Source organism: Sphingobacterium spiritivorum ATCC 33861, assembly GCF_000143765.1.
Classification (GTDB): Bacteria; Bacteroidota; Bacteroidia; order Sphingobacteriales; family Sphingobacteriaceae; genus Sphingobacterium; species Sphingobacterium spiritivorum.
Genome location: NZ_GL379770.1, coordinates 373,080 through 398,971 on the forward strand (window position 1 = coordinate 373,080; position 25,892 = coordinate 398,971).

21 protein-coding genes are annotated in these 25,892 nt (G+C 39.8%); 16 read left to right on the forward strand and 5 right to left on the reverse strand.

Annotated elements, in window-relative coordinates; genetic code table 11:
* Positions 1-7: 7 nt before the first annotated feature.
* The gene (locus tag HMPREF0766_RS01890) at positions 8-313 is read right to left on the reverse strand and encodes a DUF4134 domain-containing protein (RefSeq protein WP_002993181.1); all 306 of its coding nucleotides are present in this window, start codon (positions 311-313) and stop codon (positions 8-10) included.
* A gap of 587 nt (positions 314-900) precedes the next feature.
* On the opposite strand from HMPREF0766_RS01890, the gene HMPREF0766_RS01895 reads away from it, so the two are divergent.
* Together HMPREF0766_RS01895 and HMPREF0766_RS01900 are read left to right on the forward strand one after the other, a co-directional pair.
* A complete protein-coding gene (locus tag HMPREF0766_RS01895) occupies positions 901-3,072 on the forward strand; it encodes a TonB-dependent receptor (RefSeq protein ID WP_037459487.1) in 2,172 nt (723 codons plus the stop codon).
* 5 nt (positions 3,073-3,077) lie between these two features.
* Positions 3,078-3,872, forward strand: a complete 795-nt coding sequence (locus tag HMPREF0766_RS01900) for a cation efflux transmembrane domain-containing protein (RefSeq protein WP_002993185.1) — start codon at positions 3,078-3,080, stop codon at positions 3,870-3,872.
* A 60-nt stretch (positions 3,873-3,932) separates the two neighbouring features.
* Here the strand turns inward: HMPREF0766_RS01900 and HMPREF0766_RS01905 are convergent, their stop codons facing one another.
* From HMPREF0766_RS01905 to HMPREF0766_RS01915, 3 genes are read right to left on the reverse strand one after another with little or no spacing between them, the layout of a single operon-like run.
* The gene (locus tag HMPREF0766_RS01905) at positions 3,933-4,568 is read right to left on the reverse strand and encodes a hypothetical protein (RefSeq protein WP_002993186.1); all 636 of its coding nucleotides are present in this window, start codon (positions 4,566-4,568) and stop codon (positions 3,933-3,935) included.
* Between the two features lie 2 nt (positions 4,569-4,570).
* Positions 4,571-4,969, reverse strand: a complete 399-nt coding sequence (locus HMPREF0766_RS01910) for a DUF3408 domain-containing protein (protein WP_002993187.1) — start codon at positions 4,967-4,969, stop codon at positions 4,571-4,573.
* An 11-nt stretch (positions 4,970-4,980) separates the two neighbouring features.
* Positions 4,981-5,748 (reverse strand): ParA family protein, encoded by a 768-nt coding sequence (locus tag HMPREF0766_RS01915; protein ID WP_002993188.1) that lies wholly within the window; start codon positions 5,746-5,748, stop codon positions 4,981-4,983.
* A gap of 850 nt (positions 5,749-6,598) precedes the next feature.
* On the opposite strand from HMPREF0766_RS01915, the gene HMPREF0766_RS01920 reads away from it, so the two are divergent.
* Both HMPREF0766_RS01920 and HMPREF0766_RS01925 read left to right on the forward strand, forming a co-directional pair.
* Positions 6,599-7,147 carry a BfmA/BtgA family mobilization protein gene (locus HMPREF0766_RS01920; RefSeq protein WP_002993191.1) on the forward strand — a complete coding sequence of 183 codons (549 nt, stop codon included), beginning with the start codon at positions 6,599-6,601 and terminating at the stop codon, positions 7,145-7,147.
* Between the two features lie 4 nt (positions 7,148-7,151).
* Positions 7,152-8,126, forward strand: coding sequence for a DUF5712 family protein (locus HMPREF0766_RS01925; RefSeq protein WP_002993192.1), 975 nt, complete (start codon positions 7,152-7,154; stop codon positions 8,124-8,126).
* Between the two features lie 101 nt (positions 8,127-8,227).
* On the opposite strand, the gene HMPREF0766_RS01930 is transcribed toward HMPREF0766_RS01925, so the two are convergent.
* Entirely contained in the window at positions 8,228-9,262 is a 1,035-nt protein-coding gene (locus HMPREF0766_RS01930; protein ID WP_002993193.1) for an IS110 family RNA-guided transposase, read from the reverse strand.
* Positions 9,263-9,894: 632 nt separating this feature from the next.
* On the opposite strand from HMPREF0766_RS01930, the gene mobA reads away from it, so the two are divergent.
* From mobA to HMPREF0766_RS01995, 12 genes are all read left to right on the forward strand, one after another.
* Positions 9,895-10,326: a conjugal transfer protein MobA gene (mobA, locus tag HMPREF0766_RS01935; RefSeq protein ID WP_002993194.1), complete on the forward strand. Its 432-nt coding sequence runs from the start codon at positions 9,895-9,897 to the stop codon at positions 10,324-10,326.
* Positions 10,327-10,334: 8 nt separating this feature from the next.
* The gene (mobB, locus tag HMPREF0766_RS01940) at positions 10,335-11,615 is read left to right on the forward strand and encodes a conjugal transfer protein MobB (protein ID WP_002993196.1); all 1,281 of its coding nucleotides are present in this window, start codon (positions 10,335-10,337) and stop codon (positions 11,613-11,615) included.
* Between the two features lie 96 nt (positions 11,616-11,711).
* The gene (locus tag HMPREF0766_RS01945) at positions 11,712-12,086 is read left to right on the forward strand and encodes an ArsR/SmtB family transcription factor (protein WP_002993197.1); all 375 of its coding nucleotides are present in this window, start codon (positions 11,712-11,714) and stop codon (positions 12,084-12,086) included.
* Positions 12,083-12,676 carry a mercuric transport protein MerTP gene (gene merTP, locus HMPREF0766_RS01950; protein WP_002993200.1) on the forward strand — a complete coding sequence of 198 codons (594 nt, stop codon included), beginning with the start codon at positions 12,083-12,085 and terminating at the stop codon, positions 12,674-12,676. The genes HMPREF0766_RS01945 and merTP overlap by 4 nt, the downstream gene beginning before the upstream one ends.
* A 7-nt stretch (positions 12,677-12,683) precedes the next feature.
* On the forward strand, positions 12,684-12,890 hold the full coding sequence (locus HMPREF0766_RS22655) for a GDCCVxC domain-containing (seleno)protein (protein WP_002993202.1): 207 nt from the start codon (positions 12,684-12,686) through the stop codon (positions 12,888-12,890).
* Positions 12,891-13,090: 200 nt separating this feature from the next.
* Positions 13,091-15,094: a conjugal transfer protein MobC gene (gene mobC / locus HMPREF0766_RS01955; protein ID WP_002993205.1), complete on the forward strand. Its 2,004-nt coding sequence runs from the start codon at positions 13,091-13,093 to the stop codon at positions 15,092-15,094.
* Between the two features lie 676 nt (positions 15,095-15,770).
* Positions 15,771-18,179 (forward strand): TonB-dependent receptor, encoded by a 2,409-nt coding sequence (locus tag HMPREF0766_RS01965; RefSeq protein WP_232279791.1) that lies wholly within the window; start codon positions 15,771-15,773, stop codon positions 18,177-18,179.
* Positions 18,180-18,872: 693 nt separating this feature from the next.
* Positions 18,873-19,439: a DUF3347 domain-containing protein gene (locus HMPREF0766_RS01975; protein ID WP_232046363.1), complete on the forward strand. Its 567-nt coding sequence runs from the start codon at positions 18,873-18,875 to the stop codon at positions 19,437-19,439.
* Between the two features lie 9 nt (positions 19,440-19,448).
* Positions 19,449-19,874 (forward strand): hypothetical protein, encoded by a 426-nt coding sequence (locus tag HMPREF0766_RS01980; protein WP_002993214.1) that lies wholly within the window; start codon positions 19,449-19,451, stop codon positions 19,872-19,874.
* A 24-nt stretch (positions 19,875-19,898) separates the two neighbouring features.
* A complete protein-coding gene (locus HMPREF0766_RS01985) occupies positions 19,899-20,471 on the forward strand; it encodes a DUF3347 domain-containing protein (RefSeq protein WP_227694340.1) in 573 nt (190 codons plus the stop codon).
* Positions 20,472-20,564: 93 nt separating this feature from the next.
* Positions 20,565-24,416 carry an efflux RND transporter permease subunit gene (locus tag HMPREF0766_RS01990; protein WP_002993216.1) on the forward strand — a complete coding sequence of 1,284 codons (3,852 nt, stop codon included), beginning with the start codon at positions 20,565-20,567 and terminating at the stop codon, positions 24,414-24,416.
* On the forward strand, positions 24,403-25,869 hold the full coding sequence (locus HMPREF0766_RS01995) for a TolC family protein (protein ID WP_002993217.1): 1,467 nt from the start codon (positions 24,403-24,405) through the stop codon (positions 25,867-25,869). Before HMPREF0766_RS01990 ends, HMPREF0766_RS01995 begins: the two co-directional genes overlap by 14 nt.
* Positions 25,870-25,892: the final 23 nt, after the last annotated feature.

The window sequence follows — 25,892 nt, forward strand, 5'->3', positions numbered from 1 at the left end:
CAGAGGTTTACAGGAAGAATGAACGCAGGATAGTAGCCGCAACAATCAGGAAGATACACGCACCGAACCACGAAGCCGCCGTCTTCGATGTGTCGGGGTCGCCCGAGCTGAATTTGTTGTACACCTTAACACCTCCGATTAAGCCGACAACCGCCCCAATCGCATAAATGAGTTGGGTGGCAGGGTCGAAATAAGACGTTACCATTTGGGTAGCCTCGTTGATACCTGCCGACCCGTTTCCCTGTGCGAACGCACCCATTCCTGACAGCATTGCTACGGCTGCCAGCAAAACTTTTTTACTTTGTTTTTTCATAATTGAAACACATTAATTTGTTACTGTTATCCCGCACCTTGCGGACTTTCGGGACAAAGGTGTTTTAGAAATCAAGGCGTGATAACAAAGTGGCAGTGAGAGGAATTGTTTGGCTGTGGGTGGCTGAATTGCTAAAGAAAATAGAGAGGTGTTGACAGGAAGAGAGAGGTTTTTACTATCTTCGTAAAATGAAATCCTTGTCGTACATATTAGCATTAATGGTTTTGGTCTTATCGACCTTGCCAAGCTTTATGGAAGATAAATGTTTTGACCTAGTGAATCAAACAACAAATAGTCAAGAACAAGATAGCGACGATTGCGGTATGGAATGTTGCTCGCCTTTTTCTAAATGCAATACCTGTACTGGATTTGTAATTACTTCCTTTTATGCTTTAACATCCAATTATGTCCAACAACCTAAAAAGAAATTAGGTGTAATAACAGCGTCAGCTGTTTCAGACTTCCTCTCTTCCATTTGGCAACCCCCTAAGATTAATTAATGTTTTTAGTGTCTTCGGCACAATAACAGATTACGGTGCTACAAACCGTCAATTCTCATTTTTCAAACATTAATGTTTTTTTATACAATGAAAAAAATAGTCTTTGTGTCATTTTTTATGACACTAAATCTCTGTGTATTTGCACAAAACACTTTAAATGCTGTTATTAGAAACAGTGAAAACAAAAATCTTTTGATTGGAGTGACAGCATCTATAAAAGGAACCTCGCTTGCCGCTACATCAAACGAAAACGGTCTCATCATAATAGAAAATATTCCTGATGGGATACAGGAAATACATTTTAGCTATATCGGTTTTAACGACTATATAGATACATTGGAATTTCCATTAGCTGACAACAGTCCTATTGAAATCTTACTCAAAGAAAGTTCAGAGGAGTTAGAGGAAGTTGTCATTTCATCCACAAGAAGCACAAGGAGTATACAAAATATCCCTACCCGTATTGAATTTATTGGAAGTGAAGAACTGGGCGAAAAAGGGAACATGAAACCGGGAGATATTCGTATGCTTTTAGCGGAAAGCACAGGTATTCACGTACAAACCACTTCGCCTACCAGTGCCAATGCAAGTATTCGTATTCAGGGACTTGATGGAAGATATACACAAATCCTGAAAGACGGTTTCCCCATTTATTCAGGTGCTTCAAGTGGATTGGGTTTGTTACAGATACCACCACTTGACCTCAAACAAGTAGAAGTCATCAAAGGCTCTACATCTACACTATATGGAGGCGGAGCAATAGCTGGACTGGTCAATCTGATTTCCAAAACGCCGACCTATGAGAGAGATTTAGGTTTTCACCTCAATGGAACATCCGGCAGGGGTTTGGATATAAACGGCTTTTATGGACAAAGGTTTAATAAAATTGGAACAACTATATTTGCTTCCCATAACCGTAACGCAGCTTATGATCCTGCTAAGAACGGACTATCCGCTATTCCACAATTCGAACGCTATGTACTGAATCCGAAGCTCTTCGTTTATTTCAATGAAAAGACGAAACTGAACTTCGGTATCAACACAACGATCGAGAGCCGTTTGGGAGGTGATATGCTTTACATCAAAGGAAATGGAGATAATACAAACCAATATTTTGAGGAAAATAAAACACAACGCTATTCCACACAATTTATTTTCGACCATATCATCAATGAAAACAGTACTGTTCAAGTCAAAAATAGTGTAAGTTATTTTAACCGAAATACTACCATTCCAAACTATCAGTTTGAGGGAACACAAACAGCAAGTTTTACCGAAGCCAACTACACCAACAGTACTGAAAAATCGGAATGGGTCACAGGTATTAATATTTGGACGGATAATTTCAAAGAAAAGCAGATTATGGCATCTCCGTTGAGAGATTATAATCAGACTACATTCGGTGCTTTTGTACAAAATTCTTTTAATGCTACGGATTGGTTTCAATTGGAAACAGGTTTTAGAACGGATTATGTTGTGGATTATGGGGTGGTATTCTTACCGAGAGTTTCGGCTCTATTCCACATTGCCGAGGGCTTAACTTCACGAGTTGGTGGTGGATTTGGCTATAAAACACCTACCATTTTTACGGAAGAAAGCGAACGCCTACAATATCAAAATGTAATGCCCATTGACGACAAGACCAATAAATTGGAAAAAAGTTATGGAGCAAATGCAGACATCAATTACCGCACCTACATTGGGGAAGATTGGTCATTTAGCATAAATCAATTGTTCTTTTACACCTATTTGGATAATCCCTTGTTACTTGAAAACTCCTCGGCAAATCTGTATCAGTTTGTTAATTCTCCTGGCTACATCCATACCAAAGGAACAGAAACCAATATTAAAATTGGTTATGATGACCTGAAATTGTTTTTGGGTTATACCTATACAGATGCCCGATTACACCATAATGGAACGACTGTAGAAAGCCCTTTAACACCAAAACACCGCATTAATTCCATCCTGATGTATGAAATAGAAGACAAATGGAAAATTGGTCTGGAAGCCTATTATTTCAGTCGCCAAAAACTGAATAATGGAACTACGGGCAAAGATTACTTTATTACTGGATTTATGGCTGAAAAGATTTGGGAAAGATTTTCTCTGTACATCAACTTTGAAAACTTCCTCGACACCCGACAAACACGCTTTGACAGCATTTATACAGGAACAATAACCAATCCAGTTTTTAAAGACATTTATGCACCTTTGGACGGATTTGTGATTAACGGAGGAATAAAATTTAAGCTTTAAAATAAATGGAAAAAACCATATTCAATATAACTAAAATGGATTGCCCAAGCGAGGAGCAATTAATCCGTATGAAACTGCAAGACTTTGATACGGTAAAAGGATTGGAATTCGATATAGCCAATAGAAAATTAGACGTTTATCACGATGGAAACCCAGAGCCAATTTTTTTGGCTCTGGGAACACTGAATCTAAATACGACATTGGTTTCAACCGAAAAAAGTAATTTCGTTGTTGAAACAGATACAAGCAAGAAGCAACGGAAATTACTTTGGATCGTATTGATTATCAACTTCCTGTTCTTTGGATTGGAAATGTTATTCGGTGTTTTTTCAGGCTCAATGGGGTTGGTAGCCGATAGTTTGGATATGCTTGCCGACAGTGTCGTTTACGCATTGGCATTAATCGCCGTGGGTGGAACAATCGCTTTAAAAAACAACATCGCCAGATTTGCAGGATACTTCCAAGTCTTACTGGCTATTATAGGTTTCGTTGAAGTAATCAGACGTTGTATGGGAATTGAAGCTATGCCCGATTTCAAGACAATGATTGTCGTTTCAGTTTTAGCATTGATTGCAAACGTATTTTGCCTTTATCTTTTACAAAAGAACAAAAGTAAAGAAGCGCATATGCAGGCTTCGATGATATTCACATCAAATGATGTCATTATCAATTCGGGAGTTATTGTTGCTGGTCTTTTAGTTAATTGGCTCAATTCAAGTTATCCAGATTTGATTATTGGAGCTATTGTATTTGTAATTGTAGCAAGAGGGGCTTACAGAATATTGAAGTTGGCAAAGTAAATGTAAAAATAAGTTGAGCCTGAAATTTAGTTTTTCAGGCTCAATTAAAATAATTCCGTTTCAGACAAACTCCCCAATATCAAAATCATCTAAATCATTGTTCCGCAAAGTGGAAGAACTGATTTCCGTTTCAGATGAGAGTGAGCTATCCAATAGCTTGGCAATTTTACTGGATGCACCCGCTATAGAATTTTCCAGCAGACTAAATAATTCGGTTCCCTGTATTTTCTGAACGATTGCTATCGCTGTTTCCTTTTGAGATGACTCCAGTTTTTCTTGCTGAAGCAACATCCCCACGGAGCTTAGTTCTTCAAAGGTAACCCCTTGGGCAAAACCATTATCGCCACCAGATATTCCGTACCTGTTCCATTCTTCTTCCTCTTCTTCAAAATCAGGTTGATTGCTAAAAACTTCATCCAGCTCTTCCTGCGGAATCTGAATACTCCTGTTTTCATTTTCGTCGTATTCAATGTCTAAATTATCGGGATTTACCTCTGGTTCCTCAATCTGGCGTTCATTGGCAGTGTTTGGCACTGAAAGGCGTTCTACGGGTTTGGGCTGTCCCATAATATCGGGCAGATCCGGATTGACTTTCTTTTGCGGAGGTTTTTGTTTTGACCTTTTCTTAATGATAATCTTATCCTGCAAAAGCAGGACAATGACGATCAGCAGGCATATTACTATTACAATTTCCATAACTATAAAATTGGTTTAAAACGTTCGTTGAAATAATCTGTAATATCGTCCCCGTACTCTCTAAAATGGTGTTCAAGAATGTTGTCGATATAAGAATAGAGTGTAGTCTTTTCTTCTCTTGTTAATTGTACTATACGTAACAACCTTTCGTGATATTCTGGACGAATGTAAACGACCTTTCCGTTTCGACCTGAAGGAAAACGATTGACCAGAAATGTCTCCTCATAATCCACCTTCTTTAGGGAGCTATTGCGGGCTTTTGGTTTTGTTTCCTTCTGTATTTTCTGTTGTTGAATAACTTCGGGTATAGTAACAGATTGATTACCACTCATGATATTCATGATTAATTCTTCATCAACATCGGGCTTATCAAAATCTTTTCTTCTCTTATCTGTTGACATACTTAACTATTTTAGAGATTAACAATTTTTAAAAATTCTTCAATAAATAAATCCAGTCTCGTTACTTTCATTAGTTGAGGTTCGGCAGGTAACAGACTTGACCGAAATACACTGTTCGGTGTATCGTCCGTCTCTTTTCTGAAACGTTTACTATCCATTATCCGAGAATTCATCACAGATAAATCGAGTTCGTTAATAACGCTTTGATAAGCCTCGTATATTCCTGTTTTCTCTCGACCATCTACCTGATTCCAAAACATCCACATTTTCTGATCTTCATTACTCTCCTCCGTTTCGGGCAAGCCAAGGAATGCTTTAGTAAAGCTCAGTGTACTTTCCATAACTAGACGGTCAGCACTAATTGGAGAAAAAATAAAATCCATTGTTCTTAAGGTCGTGAGCACACCTTTTGTATTAGCTGTTCCGGGAAGATCAAAAAAAGTTATATCAGGCTCTATTGCAGATTGATTTACGTATTCTAAAGCCTTTGACAAGGCATCCTCCGGTTTACAACTGATAATCGGATATGCTTTTTTATTGATACTTTGATACAACTTCATTGCAGCTCTTTTGTGGTAATCATTCTGCATAATAGTTTTCAAATCCCTTTCCCTCATATTGGCTAAGCTGTGTTGTGGGAAATCACAATCCATTACAAGGACATTAAAAGCTAAACGATAATGCAATACACTTGAAAGTAATGCGGTCATAGTAGATTTTCCAACACCGCCTTTAGGCGTTGAAAAACTAATTTTTAAAGTTTTCTTTTTTGTTTCCATTATTTAAAGATTTATTGTTACACATTTTATTTGTTTGGCAGGTTTGAATATTGGTTTATTTAAATAGTACCTATTTCCTATATGCCTGTATTCCCCTTTTGGAAATTTTCTTGATTGTTATTTGCTTTTATTACCGCTTGGTGGGTAATCATTTTTAGCAACTGGAAAACCTTACAACTTGTAAATTGCTTTACCGCTTTTATGCTTTTACAGTTTTATGTTTTTAAAACCCTATGCTTTTATTCCAAAATTTCTGTACTAAAACCCAATTTATTTTTTATCCTCATTACATTTTTTATTACCTGCACTAAAACTATACGGCAAATAAAGCGATTGAATCGGCTCGTTATTGATGGGTGGTAGTCTTTGGCACCCAAAGGCAGTGTTTGGCTATGTGTCTGATTGTGATGCTCTCATAAGTAGTGTCTTACTTTGTATATAGAATTTTATTAACAGATTTATGCAAAGGCATCTTGAGGAACTGGACAAAAGCAGAACGGCATCAAGCCGTTTATCCCTGCTACATTTAATCCGTCCCGAAGGGCGGATTTTTGTGTTCACCAGAACACGGCAAGATACTATTATGAAAAGCAAATTATTTCGTGATTTTTTTGAAAATAAAATACAGTGGTAATGAGAATATATAGGGAACATACAAATGTTTTGAAAAAAGCAAGCGGGAGTTGGGCAGAGCCCTACTCGCTTGCCTCTTTACTGGCGTTGCAGAGGATTTTAGTATACCGGAGGTATACCTGTAGCCATTCAGGTGGCATATAACAGCGAAAATGGTATACCACAGGGTATATCACCATTTAGAAAAAGATTGATGTGGGTTTAGAAAACAAGGGCTATGAAACAGAGAGATACCAACAGTATCCGTTACCCCAAAGAAACGGACGAGAAGATAGAAAAACTGGCTAACAGTCTTGGACGGAGCAAGAAAGAGCTGTTCTGCCAGATGGTGGACTATTTTTACCGTAGCAAAAAAGATCCGTCAGACCCCGGTGACGAGATGCTCAAACGTGAACTTTCTTCAGGTATCAGCCGTATTCTGTCTTTTATCCGTCAGCAGGAAAAGGACTTTCTATTGCCTTTATTTACAGATTCCGATGTATTAAAAACTGTTTCTTTAAGGCAAAAGGACGTTTTGGAAGGGATAGGAAAACATCTTTTAGCCGAAAGTGAGCAAACTTCTGTTGTTGCCAAACGCAGTGTACAGATCCTGAATGGACTGAAACACCTGGTTTCAAAACAGAAAGAAAAAGAGATTTTGAAGGAACAGTTTGCCCAACTGCTGGATTATTACATCAAAGAGCGGGAAGAAATGGGTTGGACAACCTCAGGAATAAAGAAAGAAGAGCTCATTGCACATGTAAGACAATCGCTCAAAAATCTGTAAAATCATGTATATAAATATAACGGATTCCGAGACGGGCAACAACAAAGGAAGCTCAGGGCAATTGGTGGGTTATCTGGAAAAAGAAAACCGTACCGCACTCGAAGAAAGCAGAGAAAATGAGCTATGGTTCAATAACCTGAATAAGAATATCACTCCGCAGGAAGTCCGGGTAAAAATCGACAACAACATCGCCAAATTAAGCAGGAACGATGCAAAGTTCTTTTTGATCAACATCAGCCCCAGTGAAAAAGAAATCATTTACCTCAAAGAACAGTTTGGAGAGAAAGGTGCAGAAGAAAAGCTAAAAGAGTACGCTGCCTGTGTAATGGATGCATACGCACGTAATTTTAAACGCCCGGGAATAGAAAGCGGAAAAGACCTGTTGTGGTACGGCAAATTAGAACGCTACCGTTACCATTATCACACCGATGAAGAAGTAAAACAAGGAGCGGTAAAGGCAGGAGAACGCAAAGCAGGCGAGCAAATGCACATACAGATTATCGTCAGCCGTAAGGATATCACCAACAAAATCAAACTGAGCCCGCTGAATAATTCCCGGGGACGTAATGAGCAACATTCCGTTAAACTCGGTCAGTTTGACCGTGTGGCTTTTAAAGAATCCGGGGAACTCCTTTTTGACCGGATGTTCAATTACAACCGTTCTTTAAAAGATTCAATGAACTATGCACTCACAATGAAGAGTGGGAATCCGGAACAAAAAAGAGCTATTCATTTGCTGGATCAGCTTGAAAGTAAATTGACTGATACAGAAAGGCAAAACATTCCTGATACTGCAAAGGATATTTACCAAAATAACAATACGGATTTAGCCCAACTCATAGACATCATTGGGGATTCTGCGGTAAGTATTTTGGGTACTCTGTTTTCTTCCGATCCGTTGTTATATGAGCATACGGATGATCAGGTTCCTCATTTTAAGAAGAAGAAAAAAAGAAAAAGACGTCCCGGGGGAATATAAAGTCTGTATTTATAATCCCGTCAAAAATAAGTATATTTACCACTCACAGAGGTTATGCCTGTCAAAGGCAGAGACCATCTACCGTAGCCCGCTTTTGTGGGCTACTTACTTTCTGCGGCAACACCATTATCATAATCAACTATATAATCCTGCTCATTTTTGTAAAGCGTAAAGATCAACACAAGTAATTTCCGTTCCAGGGCTACGATTCCTGTTTTACCAGGCTTTCCTTTATCTTTTAACTGGTTGAAATAGGATCGTAGGTTTTTGTTGTGAATAATGGAAGCTACCGCTGCCATGTAAAGTGCCGCCCTGATATGGGCATTTCCTCTCTTGGAAATATGGGGTCGCCACGAAAGAGTACCGGATTCTTTCATGATCACATCCAGTCCGACATAACTTACCAGCTGACGTCTTCCACTCATATTGGCAAACCCATCTGTTTCTGCGATCACGGTAATAGCAGTTACAAAGTTAATGCCCGGAATGGTAATGGCATGGCAAATCTTTTTCCATAATACGGCATCCCCTGATGCCAGCTCCCTCATCTGGGACTCAATCTCACTGAGCTGTTTATTGATCAATAGCACACGGTCTTCAAGACGTTGCTTACTATCGGCAAAGGCTTGAAAGGAATGGTTCAAAGCATGCAGCTGGTTGGTGAGTGCATTACGATCTCTGATAAGCGACATGCGTTCCCTGCTCAATCTTTTTAAAATACGCATCTTCTCGTCAGGACGGTTCCACAACGTTAGCTGGCGTTCCAATCCCATTCGTGCCAGCATCAGAGCATCAATCTTATCTGTTTTGTTTTTCTCGTTCAGGCTCTTGGCATACTGTTTTCCCTTTAAAGGTTGGATAATACTCAAAGAGTGTCCTAGGTCGGAGAGAAAATAAGCTGCTTCTTCGTGATAAGTTCCCGTAGCTTCCATATTGATGTACAGAACAAGTGCTGTTTCTTTCTTCTTGGAAAGCCATTCTTCGAGTTGTGCAAATCCTTTCTGTGTGTTGTCAAACGAGCGGGAAGCAACTACTTTTACTTTTAGTTCCTCTGTCAGCAACGAAAGGCAGCAATCAATCTTTTTCATGGATACATCTATACCCAGACACTGTTTTAATGTTGTTTTTTTACTCATATATACATCTTTAGATCAGATTTGAATCAGAGAGAAGTCCCACAGTCTATACTCATCTTTCTACACAGGCTCAAAGGAATGAATACCTCCGGCTTAAAATACTATAGAGACTCATGGACAGAAAACCGGTAAAGGCAGATTCTTGCTTATACATACACCATAAACCAATGGTGTTGCAGGTTATGCAGATGCTCTTTTACCATTTCCTCCCTATATCCATTTCTGTTGTTATTGATTTAAATTACATTTTTTAAGAACAGGATACCGGAAACATTAATTTTTAGATTACCCTGATTGCATAACGAAAGATAAAGGTCTAAGGTAGAGTCTTGCCAAACATACATGGAATCCATGCTGTGGAGTTGTGTTAGTTACTCTCAGACCTTTGTTCTCCTTCATTGACGTAATACTTTGATCAGCTCTGGTACAATCTTGCTATATATCCATATTTAAATACGTTATGAAGTTATCTCAGGGACTCTTGACTGATCTGTTTAATTACCGATGCTAAAGTATGAGTTGTGTTTTGAGCATCTCGAAAAGATTTCCGATGCTCAAAACAACTTGCCCTGCCGGGGGCAGAAAACGTCCTCCGAAGTCGGCGTTTTGTATGAATTAAAAATGGATTAGTGATGAATGAAAACAGCAGAAAGCAGTTAAAAAAGGGCGGGCGTCCTCTAAAAAACGATCCCGCTAAAATCCGGTACACGATTTCCTTTAATGAGGAAGAGCATGCCCGTTTTCTTGACTTATTTGAAAAGTCCGGTATGCAGGTTAAGGCACATTTTATAACCTCTTGCATCTTCGATAAGACGATAAAATCTGTTAAAATAGACAAAGGAACAATTGATTTTTATATGCGATTGACTTCGTTTCACAGTCAATTTCGATCTATTGGCGTGAATTATAATCAGGTCGTAAAGCTATTGTATAAGAACTTTTCGGAGAAAAAGGCAGCAGCATATCTCTATAAATTGGAAAAACATACGGCTGAAATGACCGCCTTGTTTAAAGAAATTGTCCAGATAACGGAAGAATTTGATGTAAAATATCTGAAAAAATAACAGCAGAAATGATTGCGAAAATTGGTAGAAGCGCAAATTTATACGGAGCCTTGGCATATAATCAGCTCAAAGTGGAGAACGAAAATGGACAAATTTTGTTCGCCAATAAGATAATTGAAACTGCTAACGGACATTATTCCGTAGCACAATTAGCCCAATCTTTTGCTCCTTATCTCATCGCCAACCGCAATACCGAGAAACATACGTTGCATATTTCGCTCAATCCTGATCCCAAGGATAATGTAGATGATGATAAGTTTAGGGAAATGGCGGAAGAATATATGCGTGAAATGGGTTACGGCGAACAGCCTTTTGTGGTCTTCAAACATACCGATATTGACCGTAGTCATATCCATATCGTATCGGTCTGCGTGGACGAACAGGGCGTGAAAATTTCGGATAGTTTTGAGAAAATGCGGTCTATGAGTGTATGCCGTGAACTGGAAAGAAAACACGGTCTGATACCCGCAACGGACAAAGAACGTAATCACAATGATAAGGTTTTTCGTCCGGTGGATTATCGGGCAAGTGATATAAAAAGTCAGATTGCTTCGGTCATTCGCCACTTGCCGAACTATTATCAATACCAAACTTTGGGAGAATACAATGCTTTGCTTTCCCTGTTCAATATTACCACCGAGAAAGTGGAGGGAGAATTACACGGAAAGGCACAGCAGGGTTTATTGTACATTCCATTGAATGAGAAAGGCGAAAAAGCAGGACATCCGTTCAAGGCTTCGTTTTTCGGAAAGAACGCAGGGCTTCCGGCTTTGGAATTGCATTTTGCGAAATGCAAAACAACCCTGAAAGATACCGCAACCAAACAGACTTTAAAATCAGCCGTTACCATTGCCCTGCAATCAACGGTTGACGAATTGAGCTTTAAAAAACAGTTAGGCGAGCAAGGTATCAATGTAGTGATACGCAGAAACGATACCGGACGAATTTACGGTATGTCGTTCATTGACCACAACTCTAAAAGCGTTTGGAACGGTTCACGATTGGCAAAAGAACTTTCTGCCAATACCTTTAATGATTATTGGAACAATAATATCAAAGCGGAGATTAAAGAGCCAGTTGCACCCCTACCAAAATTGTCCAAACCAACTGATACGGAGGATTTACCTGCGGAAGAACCACATCATTTGTTCGACTTCTTAAATACTGAAAAACACGAAGACGGTTTGATAGAAGCCTTTGGAGGTTTGCTCATACCTGAAGCACAGGGGGAAGATTACGAGGAACAGGATTTTGCTAATAGGATGAAGAAAAAGAAAAGAAGACTATAGTAAGTCATCTTTTGGAATTAAAATCTGCTTTTAAAACGATTTGTTAAATTGTATTTTAGCATTTGCTTAAATAAACGAATTAACTATATTTGCACTATGGGTAATAATTCTTGTATACGTCAACAAGCAGACATTGAACAAATAAACCGCTGTAAAGACCGGGTTTTAGAGCTTAACGATTCGTTTGATTATTTATCGAATGGGCTTGAATTGGCAGGAAATACCGTAAGACTTAAAATTCTCTTCCTACTTTACGAAGAAAAACGACTTTGTGTTTGCGATATAAGCGACGTTCTTGGAATGACAATCTCGGCAGTTTCACAACATTTACGAAAACTTAAAGACCGTAATCTAGTAGAAACAGACAGGGAGGCCCAAACTATTTTTTATTCATTGACCAAGGAATATGAAAAATTGCTAAAACCGTTTTTTAAAATACTTGATGAAAACAAAGTCATAGAAGCAATATGAAAACAAACAACAAACTTATCGGCGCAGGACTTTTGACTGCAATTGCAGCTTCACTTTGTTGCGTTACACCAGTTTTGGCTCTCATTGCAGGAACAAGCGGACTTGCCTCCACTTTTTCTTGGCTTGAATCTTTCAGACCGTATTTTATCGGTTTGACAATTTTGGTTCTTGGTTTTGCTTGGTATCAAAAGTTAAAGCCTAAAAAGCAAATTGATTGCAATTGTGAAACAGCAGAAAAACCAAAATTCATTCAGTCGAAAACGTTTTTAGGAATTGTAACATCATTTGCAATAGTAATGCTTGCTTTTCCATATTATTCAAGTGTTTTCTACCCAAAGACAGAAAAGCAAATCATAATAGTGGACAAATCCAATATTGAAAAAGTAGAATTTACGATTAGCGGAATGACTTGTGCAAGTTGTGAAGAACACATAAATCACGAAGTGAATAAATTGATAGGGATTGTCAATCTAAAAGCTTCTTATGAAAATGGAAATACAATCGTAGAGTTTGACAACTCGAAAACAAATATTTCTGAAATTGAAAAAGCAATAAACTCAACAGGGTATTCTGTAACCGCGAAAAATTAAAATTAAAATGGAAATCAAATTGCAATCAATAATCACTTGCCCCAACTGCGGACACAAGAAAGAAGAAACAATGCCGACAGATGCTTGCCAATATTTTTACGAATGTGAAAAGTGCAAACATGTTCTTAAACCAAAGCAAGGCGACTGTTGTGTTTATTGTAGTTATGGAAATGTTCCTTGTCCACCTATTCAGCAAAACAAAAAATGTTGCTAACGGGTATAAAACAAAAGAAGGTCGATATAACTAAAGTATTTTTATTTTACTACCTATAAATATTACTATATAAAAGGGGTATAGAAGCTATACCTCTTAGACCCAGCCGAACCCTGCCACTCACCGCCATCCACTACCACTTTTCCAAAGCCAATCTTTATAGTCTTTAAATTCACGCCCGAACATTAAAATTAAAAATAATGCAAGGAGAAGACGATTTAAGAGGTTTAGCCAAAATAATGGCTTTTATGAGAGCAGTTAGTATTCTATTAGTACTGATGCATCTTTATTGGTTTTGTTATGGTTTCTTTATGGAACGTGGCTGGACACTAGAAGTAATCAATAAAATATTAGGGAATTTTGACCGAACAGCCGGTTTGTTTTCGCATACTTTATATACCAAAGTATTTGCAATCGTGTTATTGGCTTTAAGCTGTTTGGGAACCAAAGGCGTGAAGAACGAGAAGATAACCTGGTCAAAGATTTACGTGGCTTTGGGAATTGGTTTTTTGCTGTTCTTTCTGAATACACCACTGTTAAAGTTGTCGCCCATCATTGGCACATTCTTTTATATACTGACTATCGGACTAGGTTATATTGCTTTGCTGATGGCTGGGGTTTGGATAAGCAGGTTATTGAAAAACAACCTGATGGATGATGTTTTCAATATGGAGAACGAAAGTTTTATGCAGGAAACCAAATTGATGGAAAATGAATATTCCGTAAACCTGCCTACTAAATTTTGGTACAATAAAAAGGAACACAAGGGCTGGATCAATATCGTAAATCCTTTCAGAGCAACGATTGTTTTGGGGACTCCGGGTTCTGGTAAATCGTATGCCGTCGTTAACAATTATATCAAGCAACAAATTGAAAAAGGTTTTTCGATGTATATCTACGATTTCAAGTTTGACGACCTTTCTACTATTGCTTATAATCATTTATTGAAACATCAGGATAAGTACGAAATAAAACCAAAGTTCTACGTCATCAACTTTGACGATCCACGCAAGAGCCATCGTTGCAATCCGCTCAATCCAGATTTTATGACTGACATATCCGATGCTTACGAAGCCGCTTACACGATTATGTTGAACCTCAACAGAAGCTGGATACAAAAACAAGGAGATTTCTTTGTCGAATCTCCAATTATTCTTTTAGCGGCTATCATCTGGTTTTTAAAAATTTACGAGAATGGTAAGTATTGCACCTTTCCACACGCCATTGAATTGCTGAATAAAAAGTATTCGGATGTATTTACCATTTTAACTTCGTATCCTGATTTGGAAAACTATCTTTCACCATTTATGGATGCTTGGCAAGGCGGAGCACAAGACCAGTTGCAGGGACAAATTGCATCGGCTAAAATCCCTTTGTCACGAATGATATCACCGCAGTTGTATTGGGTAATGACAGGCGATGATTTTTCATTGGACATCAACAACCCCAAAGAACCTAAGATACTTTGTGTAGGTAATAACCCCGACAGACAAAATATTTACTCCGCAGCTTTAGGACTCTACAATTCGAGAATTGTCAAACTCATTAATAAGAAAGGGCAGTTAAAGAGTTCGGTTATCATAGACGAATTGCCGACGATATATTTCAGGGGCTTGGACAACCTGATAGCCACTGCCCGTAGTAATAAGGTTGCTGTGTGTTTGGGCTTTCAGGATTTTTCGCAATTAACCCGAGATTATGGCGATAAGGAAAGCAAAGTAATTCAAAATACGGTAGGTAATATTTTCAGCGGTCAGGTGGTTGGCGAAACAGCAAAAAGCCTTTCGGAACGCTTCGGAAAAGTATTACAGAAACGCCAGAGCATGACCATCAACCGTAACGATAAATCGACCTCTATATCCACACAATTAGACAGCCTTATCCCTGCTTCCAAAATTTCAACGCTTACACAGGGTCTGTTTGTCGGCTCTGTATCTGACAACTTCGATGAGCGCATCGAACAAAAGATATTTCACGCTGAAATTGTTGTAGATAATGAAAAGGTAGCTGCCGAAACCAAAGCGTATCAGAAGATACCGAACATCTTATCTTTTATTGATGAAAATGGAATGGATAATATGAAACGGGATATTGAGCGTAATTACCGTCAGATAAAATCAGACATTGTTCATATTATAAACAGGGAAACGGAGCGGATTAACAATGATCCTGAATTACAGCATTTGCATGAAAAAAAAGAATAGTTTCTTTTATATCCTACACGCTAAAATTTAAATTGAAGTATATTCTATTAATTCATCGCGAACAGCAGATGATACTAATTTCAATATGGTACAGTAATAAATGCCTGAACTAAAGCAAAAATAATTCGAATTATACCATTATCTTTGTAACGTATTTTGATTTTTGTATGTTAAAAAGGATTAACATTTTAATTATTATATGCGTATTTGGGTTATTCTTAATCCCAGCGCAGTCATATGCCTGTAATTCTCATTCCAAAGAAATTGTCACCAGGAATAAATCATATTGTAGTGACAAAAAGCAAGATCATTCAGAAGATCATTGCGAGAAAGACTGCTGTAAATCTAAAGACGCCACAAGCAATGAATGTTCCGGAAATTGTGGGCCTACGTCGTGCCACAGCTCTCCTAATAGTTTTTCTGCAACACCCCAGATTTCTAAATATGTTCAAAATACTTTAATTTTTGAAAGTAAGAAATCTTATCCTCTATACCAGCAACGCGCTTATTCTTCAAGGGAATCTTCCATTTGGCAACCGCCTAAAATAGCTTAAATTAATACTGTATAGCCATAGATGTGCAAAGTCGGTTGATTTACCGCCTATTCACAATACACGTTTTATAAAGCCAGGTCTGGCTTTTATAGAATCCTTATTAATACTTTTTAAGTTTCCAAATGAAATCAATATCAAAAATTTTGATGGCAATCGCCATATTACTATCAACTGAAAACATATTTGCACAAAACAAAATTTCGGGTACGATCAAAGCCAAAGACATAAATCATAGCTTAGCAGGAGTATCGATTTATATTGCCGACCTTAAAACAGGAACATCAACCAACACAGACGGTAATTATGAAATCAGAAATCTCAAACGGGGAATTTATCTTTTAGAAGTAAGCATTATAGGATATCAGTCGATAATCGAAAAAATAACCATTGAAAAAGATACGGTTATGGACTTTCTGTTAAGCCCAGCTGTTACAGAGCTGAACGAATTGATTATTACAGGTGTAGCCCGCTCAACAGAGCTAAAGCTAAGCCCTGTTATTGTTAAAGCGGTGGACGGTCATACCTTGAAACAGAATACTGCCACCAATTTGATAGACGGCTTGCGGAACATACCCGGCGTAAACCAGATAACTACCGGTGCAGGAATTTCAAAGCCGACCATTCGGGGTTTGGGATTTAACAGAGTAATCACATTGAACAATGGTATTCGGCAAGAAGGACAGCAATGGGGCGATGAACACGGTATCGAGATAGACGAGAATGCGGTGGACAGGGTGGAAGTTGTCAAAGGTCCCGGAAGCCTGATGTACGGTTCGGACGGTATTGCGGGAGTACTTAATTTCCTTGCTCCGAAAGCTTTGCCGTTGGGACAGGTAAAAACACAGGTTTCTACCAATTACCAAAGTAATAACAACCTCATAGGCTACTCCGTTTCCAATGCGGGGAATAAAGACGGCTTCCAATGGCTCGGCAGGTTCAGCAACAAATTTGCGGGCAATTATCAGAACGCCTATGACGGTAAAGTGTTTAATTCGGGCTTTAAGGAACTCAACGGCAGCTTGTTTTTGGGAATAAACAAAAGCTGGGGACACTCGCACCTGACCGTAAGCTCTTATAACAACACCCTTAACCTTGTAGAGGGAGAAAGAGATGAATTAGGAAGATTTATCTACGAAAATGCCAATGGTGATGAAATGGTTGCAACGGACGAAGATTTGAAAGGGTATAAAACAGGTTTTCCGCATCAGAAGATAAATCATATTGGAGTAGCTTCAAACAGTTATTTCATATTGGATAAAGGAACACTTAATGCCGACTTCGGTTTTCAAAATAACAAGCGAAGAGAGCACGAAGACCCTTCCGCTCCCGACCAACCGGCTTTGTTCTTTGACTTGAACACGCTGAATTATAATGTGCGATATAATTTTGAAAAGTCAAACGATTGGGAAACTTCGGTCGGTATCGGTGGTATGTGGCAGTCCAATACCAACAAAGGGGAGGAATTTATGATACCTGCCTATTATCTGTTTGATGCAGGTGGATTTGTTTTCACACAGAAAACTTTTTTTGACAGGCTCACTTTAGCCGGAGGCATCAGGTTCGACAACAGGTATATGAACTCCCAAGAACTTTACCTCGATGAAGACGACAATCCTGTTTCCGGTACAAATTCCGATGCGAGCTTGAAATTTACTGCCTTTGATAAGAACTACAATGGCATTTCGGGGAGTTTGGGATTATCGTACAAAGCGGATAAAAATTCCACATTCAAATTCAACGTATCAAGAGGTTTCAGAGCACCGAACAGCACAGAGCTTTCTGCCAACGGAAGACACGAGGGAACATTTCGGTATATCATCGGAAGACCTGATTTAAAATCAGAAATCAGCCATCAGGTGGATGTTGCATATTTCCTTAATTCCAAACATATCACGTTAGAGTTTACCCCATTTGTAAACTTCATTCAAAACTATATCTATTTGGAAAAAATGGCGGCGAATGATGGTTCAGAGATATTTCCTGACCCCACAGACCCGGCTCCTGGGTTTCATTATACTTCAGGAAATGCCACCTTGCTTGGTGGCGAAATTTATCTGGATATACATCCCCATCCGATGGATTGGCTGCATTTGGAAAACTCATTTTCTTATGTTCAGGCTACCCAAAGCAACCAGCCCGAAAGCTCAAAGTATTTGCCGTTTATTCCTGCCCCACGATACAGGGGAGAAATCAAAGCTGAATTAAAGGAGGTTAATCATACGTTTTCTAACGCCTATATCAAATTCGGTCTTGACCGTTTCTTTAAGCAGGATAAATTTTTCAGTGCTTACGGAACGGAAACCGCAACACCAGCTTACACGCTTTTAAGTGCAGGAATTGGGACAAATATAAAGGCATTCAACCGAAGCGACTTTATGTCTTTGTACATCAGTGGCGAAAACCTTGCTGATATAGCTTATCAGAACCATTTAAGTAGGTTGAAGTATGCTTCTGAAAACCCCGTAACCGGGCGTATGGGTGTATTCAATATGGGACGAAATATCAGTGTTAAATTAATAATGAATTTCTGATTCGATATTATTGAGTGAAAGATTTAAAAGAACGCTAGCAGGAAATGTAACTGACACTATAATGCTCATGGAATAAAAATAAATGGCGGATAAGAGAAACTTATCTGCCATTTATTTCAAAAAAAACGAACCGGTTTGAAAAATACCATTATCTTTGCAATAGTTTTTTTGTTTTTTACATGTTAAAAAGGATAAACATATTAATGATTATATGCTTATTGGGCTTTTTTATAATCCCAATGCAATCCTATGCGTGTAAATCGCATTCCAAAGAAATTGTTATCAAGGAGAAGTCATGTTGCAGTGCCAACAAGCAGCATCATTCAGAAGATCAATGTGAGAAAGACTGCTGTAAGTCTAAGGATGACACGAGCAATGAATGCTCTGGAAATTGTGGACCTACGTCCTGCCACAGCTCTTCTAATAGTTTTTCTGCAACACCCCCATTTTTTAGGAACGCTCAAAATCCTGTTTTTTCTAAAAGTAAAAAATCATACCCTTTATACAAAGAACCCTTTTATTCTACAGGGGAATCTTCCATTTGGCAACCGCCTAAAATAAGTTAAATTAGTACTGTATAGCCATAGGTGTGCGAAATCGGTTGATTTTGCACCTATCCGCAATACATGTTTTATTAAAAGCCAGATCTGGCTTTTGATTATTTACCATTTTTAATACTTAATAAGGTTCCAAATGAAATCAATATCAAAAATATTGATGGTAATCACCGTATTACTATCCGCAGCAAACAGCTTTGCGCAAAACCAGAACGAGCAACATCACAACCATGGTGGAACAGCTCAAGCAAAGAATATTCCATCACAAAATTTATCACAATTACATGCCGTATTTGACAAGTATTTTTCCATAAAAGATGCTTTGGTAAACGCAGATGTAAATATAGCATCTTCAAATGCTACTGAATTAGCCACAGTTATTAAAACAGTGGATATGGGTGAACTTTCTCCCAAAGAGCATACCGTATGGATGAAGGTCATGAAGGAACTGTCTTTAAACACAGAAAACATCTCGAAATCGAAAGACGTCGTAAAGCAACGGAGGGCATTTGCCCTACTTTCTAAGAATGTCTATGAATTGGCAAACGCATCAAAGCAAAAAACAACTATGTACTACCAAAACTGCCCGATGTACAACGATGGCAAAGGTGCAACTTGGTTAAGTAAAAGTACGGATATCAAAAACCCGTATTACGGTTCAAAAATGCTGACCTGCGGTAGTACTATTGAAAAATTAAATTAGTCAGCCATTATGAGATGTCTATTGATTGGGATCGTTACTTCTATTGTAGTCATATTTAGTTCATGCAACAATAACCCTACACTAAAGGTGCAAGACAATACATATACTTCAAAAAGCTCAAATACAAATACCCGTGACCACAATGCCTTTGAAATGGGCGATGTAGTTCCGTCGGAAGAGGTATGCATGGTCAACAATGAATACATGGGCAAAAAACAATTTGAGGTAAATTTTGAAGGAAAAATATATTACGGATGTTGCCAGATGTGTAAAGAACGTATTCCAAAAGATCCTTCTACACGCGTTGCCATAGATCCATTTTCCAAAAAGCAGATAGATAAAGCGACTGCTATAATAGCAATTACGGGCAACAACGGGGAAGTATCATATTTTGAAAATAATACTACATATACAAATTACATAAATCAATTTTAATTATTAAAAACAGAAATCATGACAATGAAACATTTATTTGTAGGCTTACTAGCCTCATCCGTATTGACCTTGGCAGCATGCAATGGCGCTTCTGAAAAAAAATCAGAAAGCGACGTCCATACTGAAACAACGGTATCCAACGAAAGCAACGCTGCAAGCGACCAGGGAACTTTTTCGGAACTTTTTTCCCATTACCAGCACCTGACTTTTGCTTTGTCTTCCGATAATGATAAAGAAGCCGCAAATGCAGCTAAAGGCATGCTGGAAGCACTCCCCAAGATTAATACCGAGGGCTTTAGTGCAGAACAGAAAAGCACCTTCGATGACATCGCTGCTGATATTCAGGAACATTCGGAGCACATAGGTGATAACATAGGCAATATCGCTCATCAAAGAGAACATTTAGTGATCTTGAGCAAGGATTTTTATGATATAACAAAAGAATTCGGCACCGAAAAGCCCATGTACAAGATTTTTTGCTCGATGTACGATGACAACAAAGGAGCATATTGGTTAAGCGATAGCAAAGAGGTCAAAAACCCTTACTATGGTGAAGATATGCTAACATGTGGTGAAGTTCAGGAAGAACTGAAGTAAAAACGCTGATTAAGATTTGAAATTCAAATATCAGGTACCGGTCGATTTCTGTAGGCTGGTATCTGATATTAAAATGTAAACAATGTATATGTTATGCTTAAAAAAATTATCAAATATTTTTTGGAGAACCGAGTAATAACACTGTTATTACTTGTGGTTGTCCTTATATGGGGGCTGATTACAGCGCCCTTTAATTGGCATCAAAATGCGTTGCCGAGCGATCCTGTGCCGGTCGATGCGATTCCGAACATTGGGGAGAACCAGCAAATTGTTGCGACCGAATGGATGGGGAGGTCTCCCAAAGATATACAGGAGCAGATTACCTATCCACTCACGACCTCCTTACTGGGCATCCCCGGCGTAAAAACAATCCGGAGCAGTTCGATGTTCGGCATGTCCTTCCTCTATGTCATTTTTGAAGAGGATGTTGAGTTTTATTGGAGCCGTTCCCGTATTCTGGAAAAACTGAATTCATTGCCTGCCGGCACATTACCATCCGATGTAACGCCCACGCTCGGGCCGGATGCCACTGCTTTGGGGCAGGTCTTTTGGTATACACTGGAGGGACGCAATCCCGAAACCGGAAAACCTACAGGAGGCTGGGACCCCGATGAGCTGCGCACGATTCAGGATTTCTATGCCAAATATAATTTGGCAGCATCGGAAGGGGTTTCCGAAGTGGCTTCCATCGGAGGTTTCGTAAAAGAATACCAAGTCGATATCAATCCAGATGCGATGCGCGCATACAATGTATCCGTAATGGATATCATGTCGGCTATCCAAAACAGCAACCTGGATATCGGTGCAGAGACGATCGAAATAAACAAAGCGGAATATCTGGTGCGTGGATTGGGCTACCTTAAAAGTGTCCAGGATCTTGAAGATGCCGTAGTGGCTGTGCGCAATAATGTTCCCGTAAAGATAAAAGACGTTGGGTTTGTCAATTTGGGACCCTCCACACGACGCGGTGGATTGGATAAGGAAGGCGTGGAAGCAGTTGGCGGTGTAGTAGTTGCCCGGCATGGAACCAACCCCATGGAAGTCATCAATAATGTCAAGGCGAAGATCAAAGAAATGGAGGCAGGTTTCCCTCAAAAAACATTAGAGGATGGGACTATTTCAAAAGTCACCGTCGTTCCGTTTTATGACCGCTCGGGTTTAATCCAGGAAACCATCGGGACGCTGGAAAATGCTTTAGCACACGAAATCCTGATCTGTATTATCGTTGTGATCGTGCTGGTGATCAACCTGCGAGCATCGATTCTTATATCCAGTATCTTGCCCATTGGCGTACTGGCGACCTTCATAATCATGAAACAAATGGGGGTCGAGGCGAATATCGTTGCCCTTTCGGGAATCGCCATTGCCATTGGGGTCATGGTGGATGTGGGGATTGTCTTTATCGAAAGCATACTACGCCATATGGATGAAGAAAAAGCCAAGGGTGTTGAGAGTCGGGGGAAAGCCTTTGTAAACTTGATTTCCACCGCTGTTGCGGAAGTGTCGGGTGCTTTGTCAACGGCGATGCTCACCACGATCATCAGCTTTTTACCTGTTTTTATGATGGAAGCACAAGAAGGTAAGTTGTTCGGTCCCTTGGCATACACCAAAACCTTTGCTTTGGTTTCAGCCTTTGTGTTAGGCATTATTATCTTGCCAACACTGGCTTATTATATATTTTCAATCCGTATCAATGGGAGTAAAGTTCGCCGGATAGCCAACTACGTTTTGGTAGTTGCCGGTATCGCTCTTTGGATCTATACAGGTGTTTTTGTCGCGTTCGCATTGACTTTGATCGGAGTCAACAACCTGTTTACACCAAGATGGAAAGGAGAAAAAATTGCCAACTACGTTAATGTAGCTATCACACTTTTTGTAGCGATGTATTACCTGACGGTTGAGTGGCTGCCACTCGGCACGCAGGCAAGCACCACACTTAACTTTGTGTTCGTATTCTTTGCCATTGGTTCCATCCTGGGAATGTTATGGGCATTGGTGATCTATTATGAACAGATTCTTCGATGGTCACTTTCCAACCGGTGGAAATTCATGGCCATCCCTATCATTACTTTATTATTCGGAATGTTAGCATGGATGGGCGTAGAGAAGAGTTTTGGTTTTGTTGCAAATGGCTTCGAAAAGACAGGTTGGAAATCATTTCGGGAGACTGCCTTCTGGCAAAAATCCACCGAAACATTTCCCGGTATCGGGGAGGAATTTATGCCAAGCCTCAATGAAGGTTCTTTCCTTTTGATGCCCACCAGTATGCCGCATACTGGGATTGAACAAAACCTGCAATTGATCAGAACACTTGATAAACGTATTCAAAACATACCGGAAGTCGAACTTATCGTAGGAAAATGGGGCCGTGTGAATTCTGCACTTGATCCGGCTCCTACACAGATGTTTGAAAATACGATCAATTATATCCCGGAATTTTATCTGGATGAAGACGGGCATCGTGAAAGGTTCAAGGTAAACAGTTCCGGAGAATTCGTGTTGAAAGGTGACAAGACCTATGCTGTTTCCGATGGTTTCCGTTCCATACCACGGGACAGTCTGATTGAAGATAAAAGCGGAAAATTTTTCCGCAGATGGCGTCCTGAAATTAAAAAGGCCGACGATATATGGCAAGAGATCGTCAATGTTTCCCATCTGCCCGGATTGACTTCCGCTCCTAAGTTGCAACCGATAGAAGCGAGAATGGTAATGCTTTCTACGGGAATGAGGGCTCCGATGGGGCTAAAGGTTTCGGGTCCGGATCTGGAGTCGATTGAAATCGGTGGCAAGGCCTTGGAAGCAGCCTTAAAGGATGTTCCATCTGTTATGCCATCGACCGTTTTCTACGACAGGGCTGTTGGCGCACCCTATATCGAAATCCATCTGAACCGGGATAGAATGGCCAGATACGGTATTACCGTTGCCGAGCTTCAGGAAGTAATCAGTGCGGCAGTCGGCGGTATGACGTTGACCACTACAGTCGAAGGCCGGGAACGGTTTCCCGTTCGCCTGCGCTACCCACGAGAATTACGGGATGACCCGGATGCGTTGCGAAAAATAATCATTCCGACAGCTACAGGAGCTCAGATTCCATTGGGGGATGTGGTGGATGTTGAATATGCCAAGGGCGCTCAGATGATCCAAAGTGAAAATACCTTTTTGTTGGGTTATGTAATCTTTGATAAAAAAAGTGGCATAGCGGAAGTCGACGTAGTATACGAAGCGGATCAACTCCTAAAGGAAAAAATAGCGTCTGGAGAACTGGATTTACCCAACGGGGTGACGTATAAGTTTGCCGGAAATTATGAACAGCAAGAACGTGCCGCAAAAAGGCTAATGCTTATTATACCACTGAGTTTGTTAGCCATTTTAGTAATTCTCTACTTTCAGTTCCGAACGGTTACAGCATCGTTAATTCATTTTTCCGGTGTTTTTGTAGCTCTTGCAGGAGGTTTTATTTTGTTGTGGCTTTACGGACAGCCTTGGTTTATGGATTTCTCTGTCGGAGGGACAAATATGAGGGATCTGTTCCAGATGCACAGCATCAATCTCAGCATTGCCGTTTGGGTAGGATTTATCGCCCTGTTCGGACTGGCGACGAGTGATGGTGTATTAATGGGAACATACATCCACGATACATTTGAAGCACGGAACCCCAGAACAAAAGATGAAATACGGGAAGCAGTCATATACGCAGGCTTAAAGCGTGTCAGACCGGCAGCGATGACCACTGCTACAGCACTGATCGCCTTACTGCCTGTCCTGACCTCTACCGGTAAAGGTGCGGAAATCATGGTACCAATGGCCATCCCGACTTTCGGCGGCATGCTGATCCAATCCATGACCATGTTTGTGGTTCCAGTATTCCAGTGCTGGTGGAGGGAATCTGCCACTAAAAAAGAAAATAGAAAAAATAATAAAAATATAGCGAATGAAAACGAATAAGATAAATCGGTATATAACCGTGGCTGTATTAACAAGCTTAAGCATTTTTTCGCAAGCTTTAGCCCAAGACTACCCCACCGATTCGCTGTCCTATTATATACAAGTCGCAATCGAAAATAATCCGGGTGTAAAATCACAAAAGTATGCGCATGAGGCATACCTTGAAAAAATTCCGCAAGCCGGAGCATACCAAGACCCCGAATTGTCCATGGAAGCATATACGATGCCTATGGAAATTATAGGAGGGCGTTCTATTGGAAATGTGAGCTTGATGCAAATGTTTCCATGGTTCGGCACGAGAAAAGCAGCTCGCACAGAGGCTACACATATGGCCAATATGCAAGATCAACAGTATCGGGAAGCCATAAATAATCTGATCCTTCAGGTCAGCACACAGTGGTACACGATGCAAAAATTGAACGAGCAACTCAAGAATAATCAGGAAAACCAAGTGTTTCTAAAACAATTGGAACAATTGGCAATACGGAAATTCTCTGCGCCCTCAAGCACCTCACAATCAAGTGTAGCACCCGTCGTAAGCAGTAATACGCCTTCCTCACCAACCAGATCTAGTGCTTCATCGGGTATGGGAGGGATGAGTATGGGAGGAGGCAATTCAGCTCCTGCTACTAATCAGAATATGAGTATGCCGTCCGGTGGTGGCATGGGAGCAATGGAAGGTGGCTCCGGATCGGGTATGTCAGAGGTGCTTCGTATCCAATTGGAAATTGTCGAAATTGAAAATAACATTGAAAGTTTACATGCTCAGATTAAAGCCGAAAAAGCAAAATTCAATGCATTGTTGAATCGGGAAGCAACTGAAAAGGTCATGCTGGGACAAGAGATCCACAAGCTGAATTTTTTATATAGCGAGGAAGAGGCACTAAGGGTTATTGAGGCAAACAACCCCATGCTTGAAATGATTGCCGAAGAAGGCTTGGCATTTAAGGCAAAAGCGGAAATGGATCGGAAAATGAGTTATCCCATGATTGGTATCGGTGTGGAATACATGGTTGTGGGAAGGACGAATAATTCAATGCTGGCCATGGACGGGATGAACGGTAAGGATATGGTCATGCCTATGGTTTCAGTGAGCCTGCCACTCTTCCGTAAAAAATACAATGCCCAGCAAAACGAAAGCAGGCTATGGCGAAAATCAAGCGAAGAGAACTTTAAAAACACCTTCAACACTTTGAAAAGCGAGTTTTACAGTCTCAAAAGCCAACTGGATGATGCTCAGCGTGCCATCGAGCTGTACGAAAAACAAACTACGCTCGCCCAAACGACATATAACCTGATCGTAAAAGAGTTCGTTACAGGCAAAAGTGACTTGACCAACGTTATTCAGGTGCAGCGGCAATTATTGGATTATCAGCTTAGGAAAGCTGAGGCCCTTGCCAACTATAATACGATGGTTGTGTCAATAAAAAAATTATTAGCAGACCATAAATAATGCAATTATTTTGAAATTCTTAG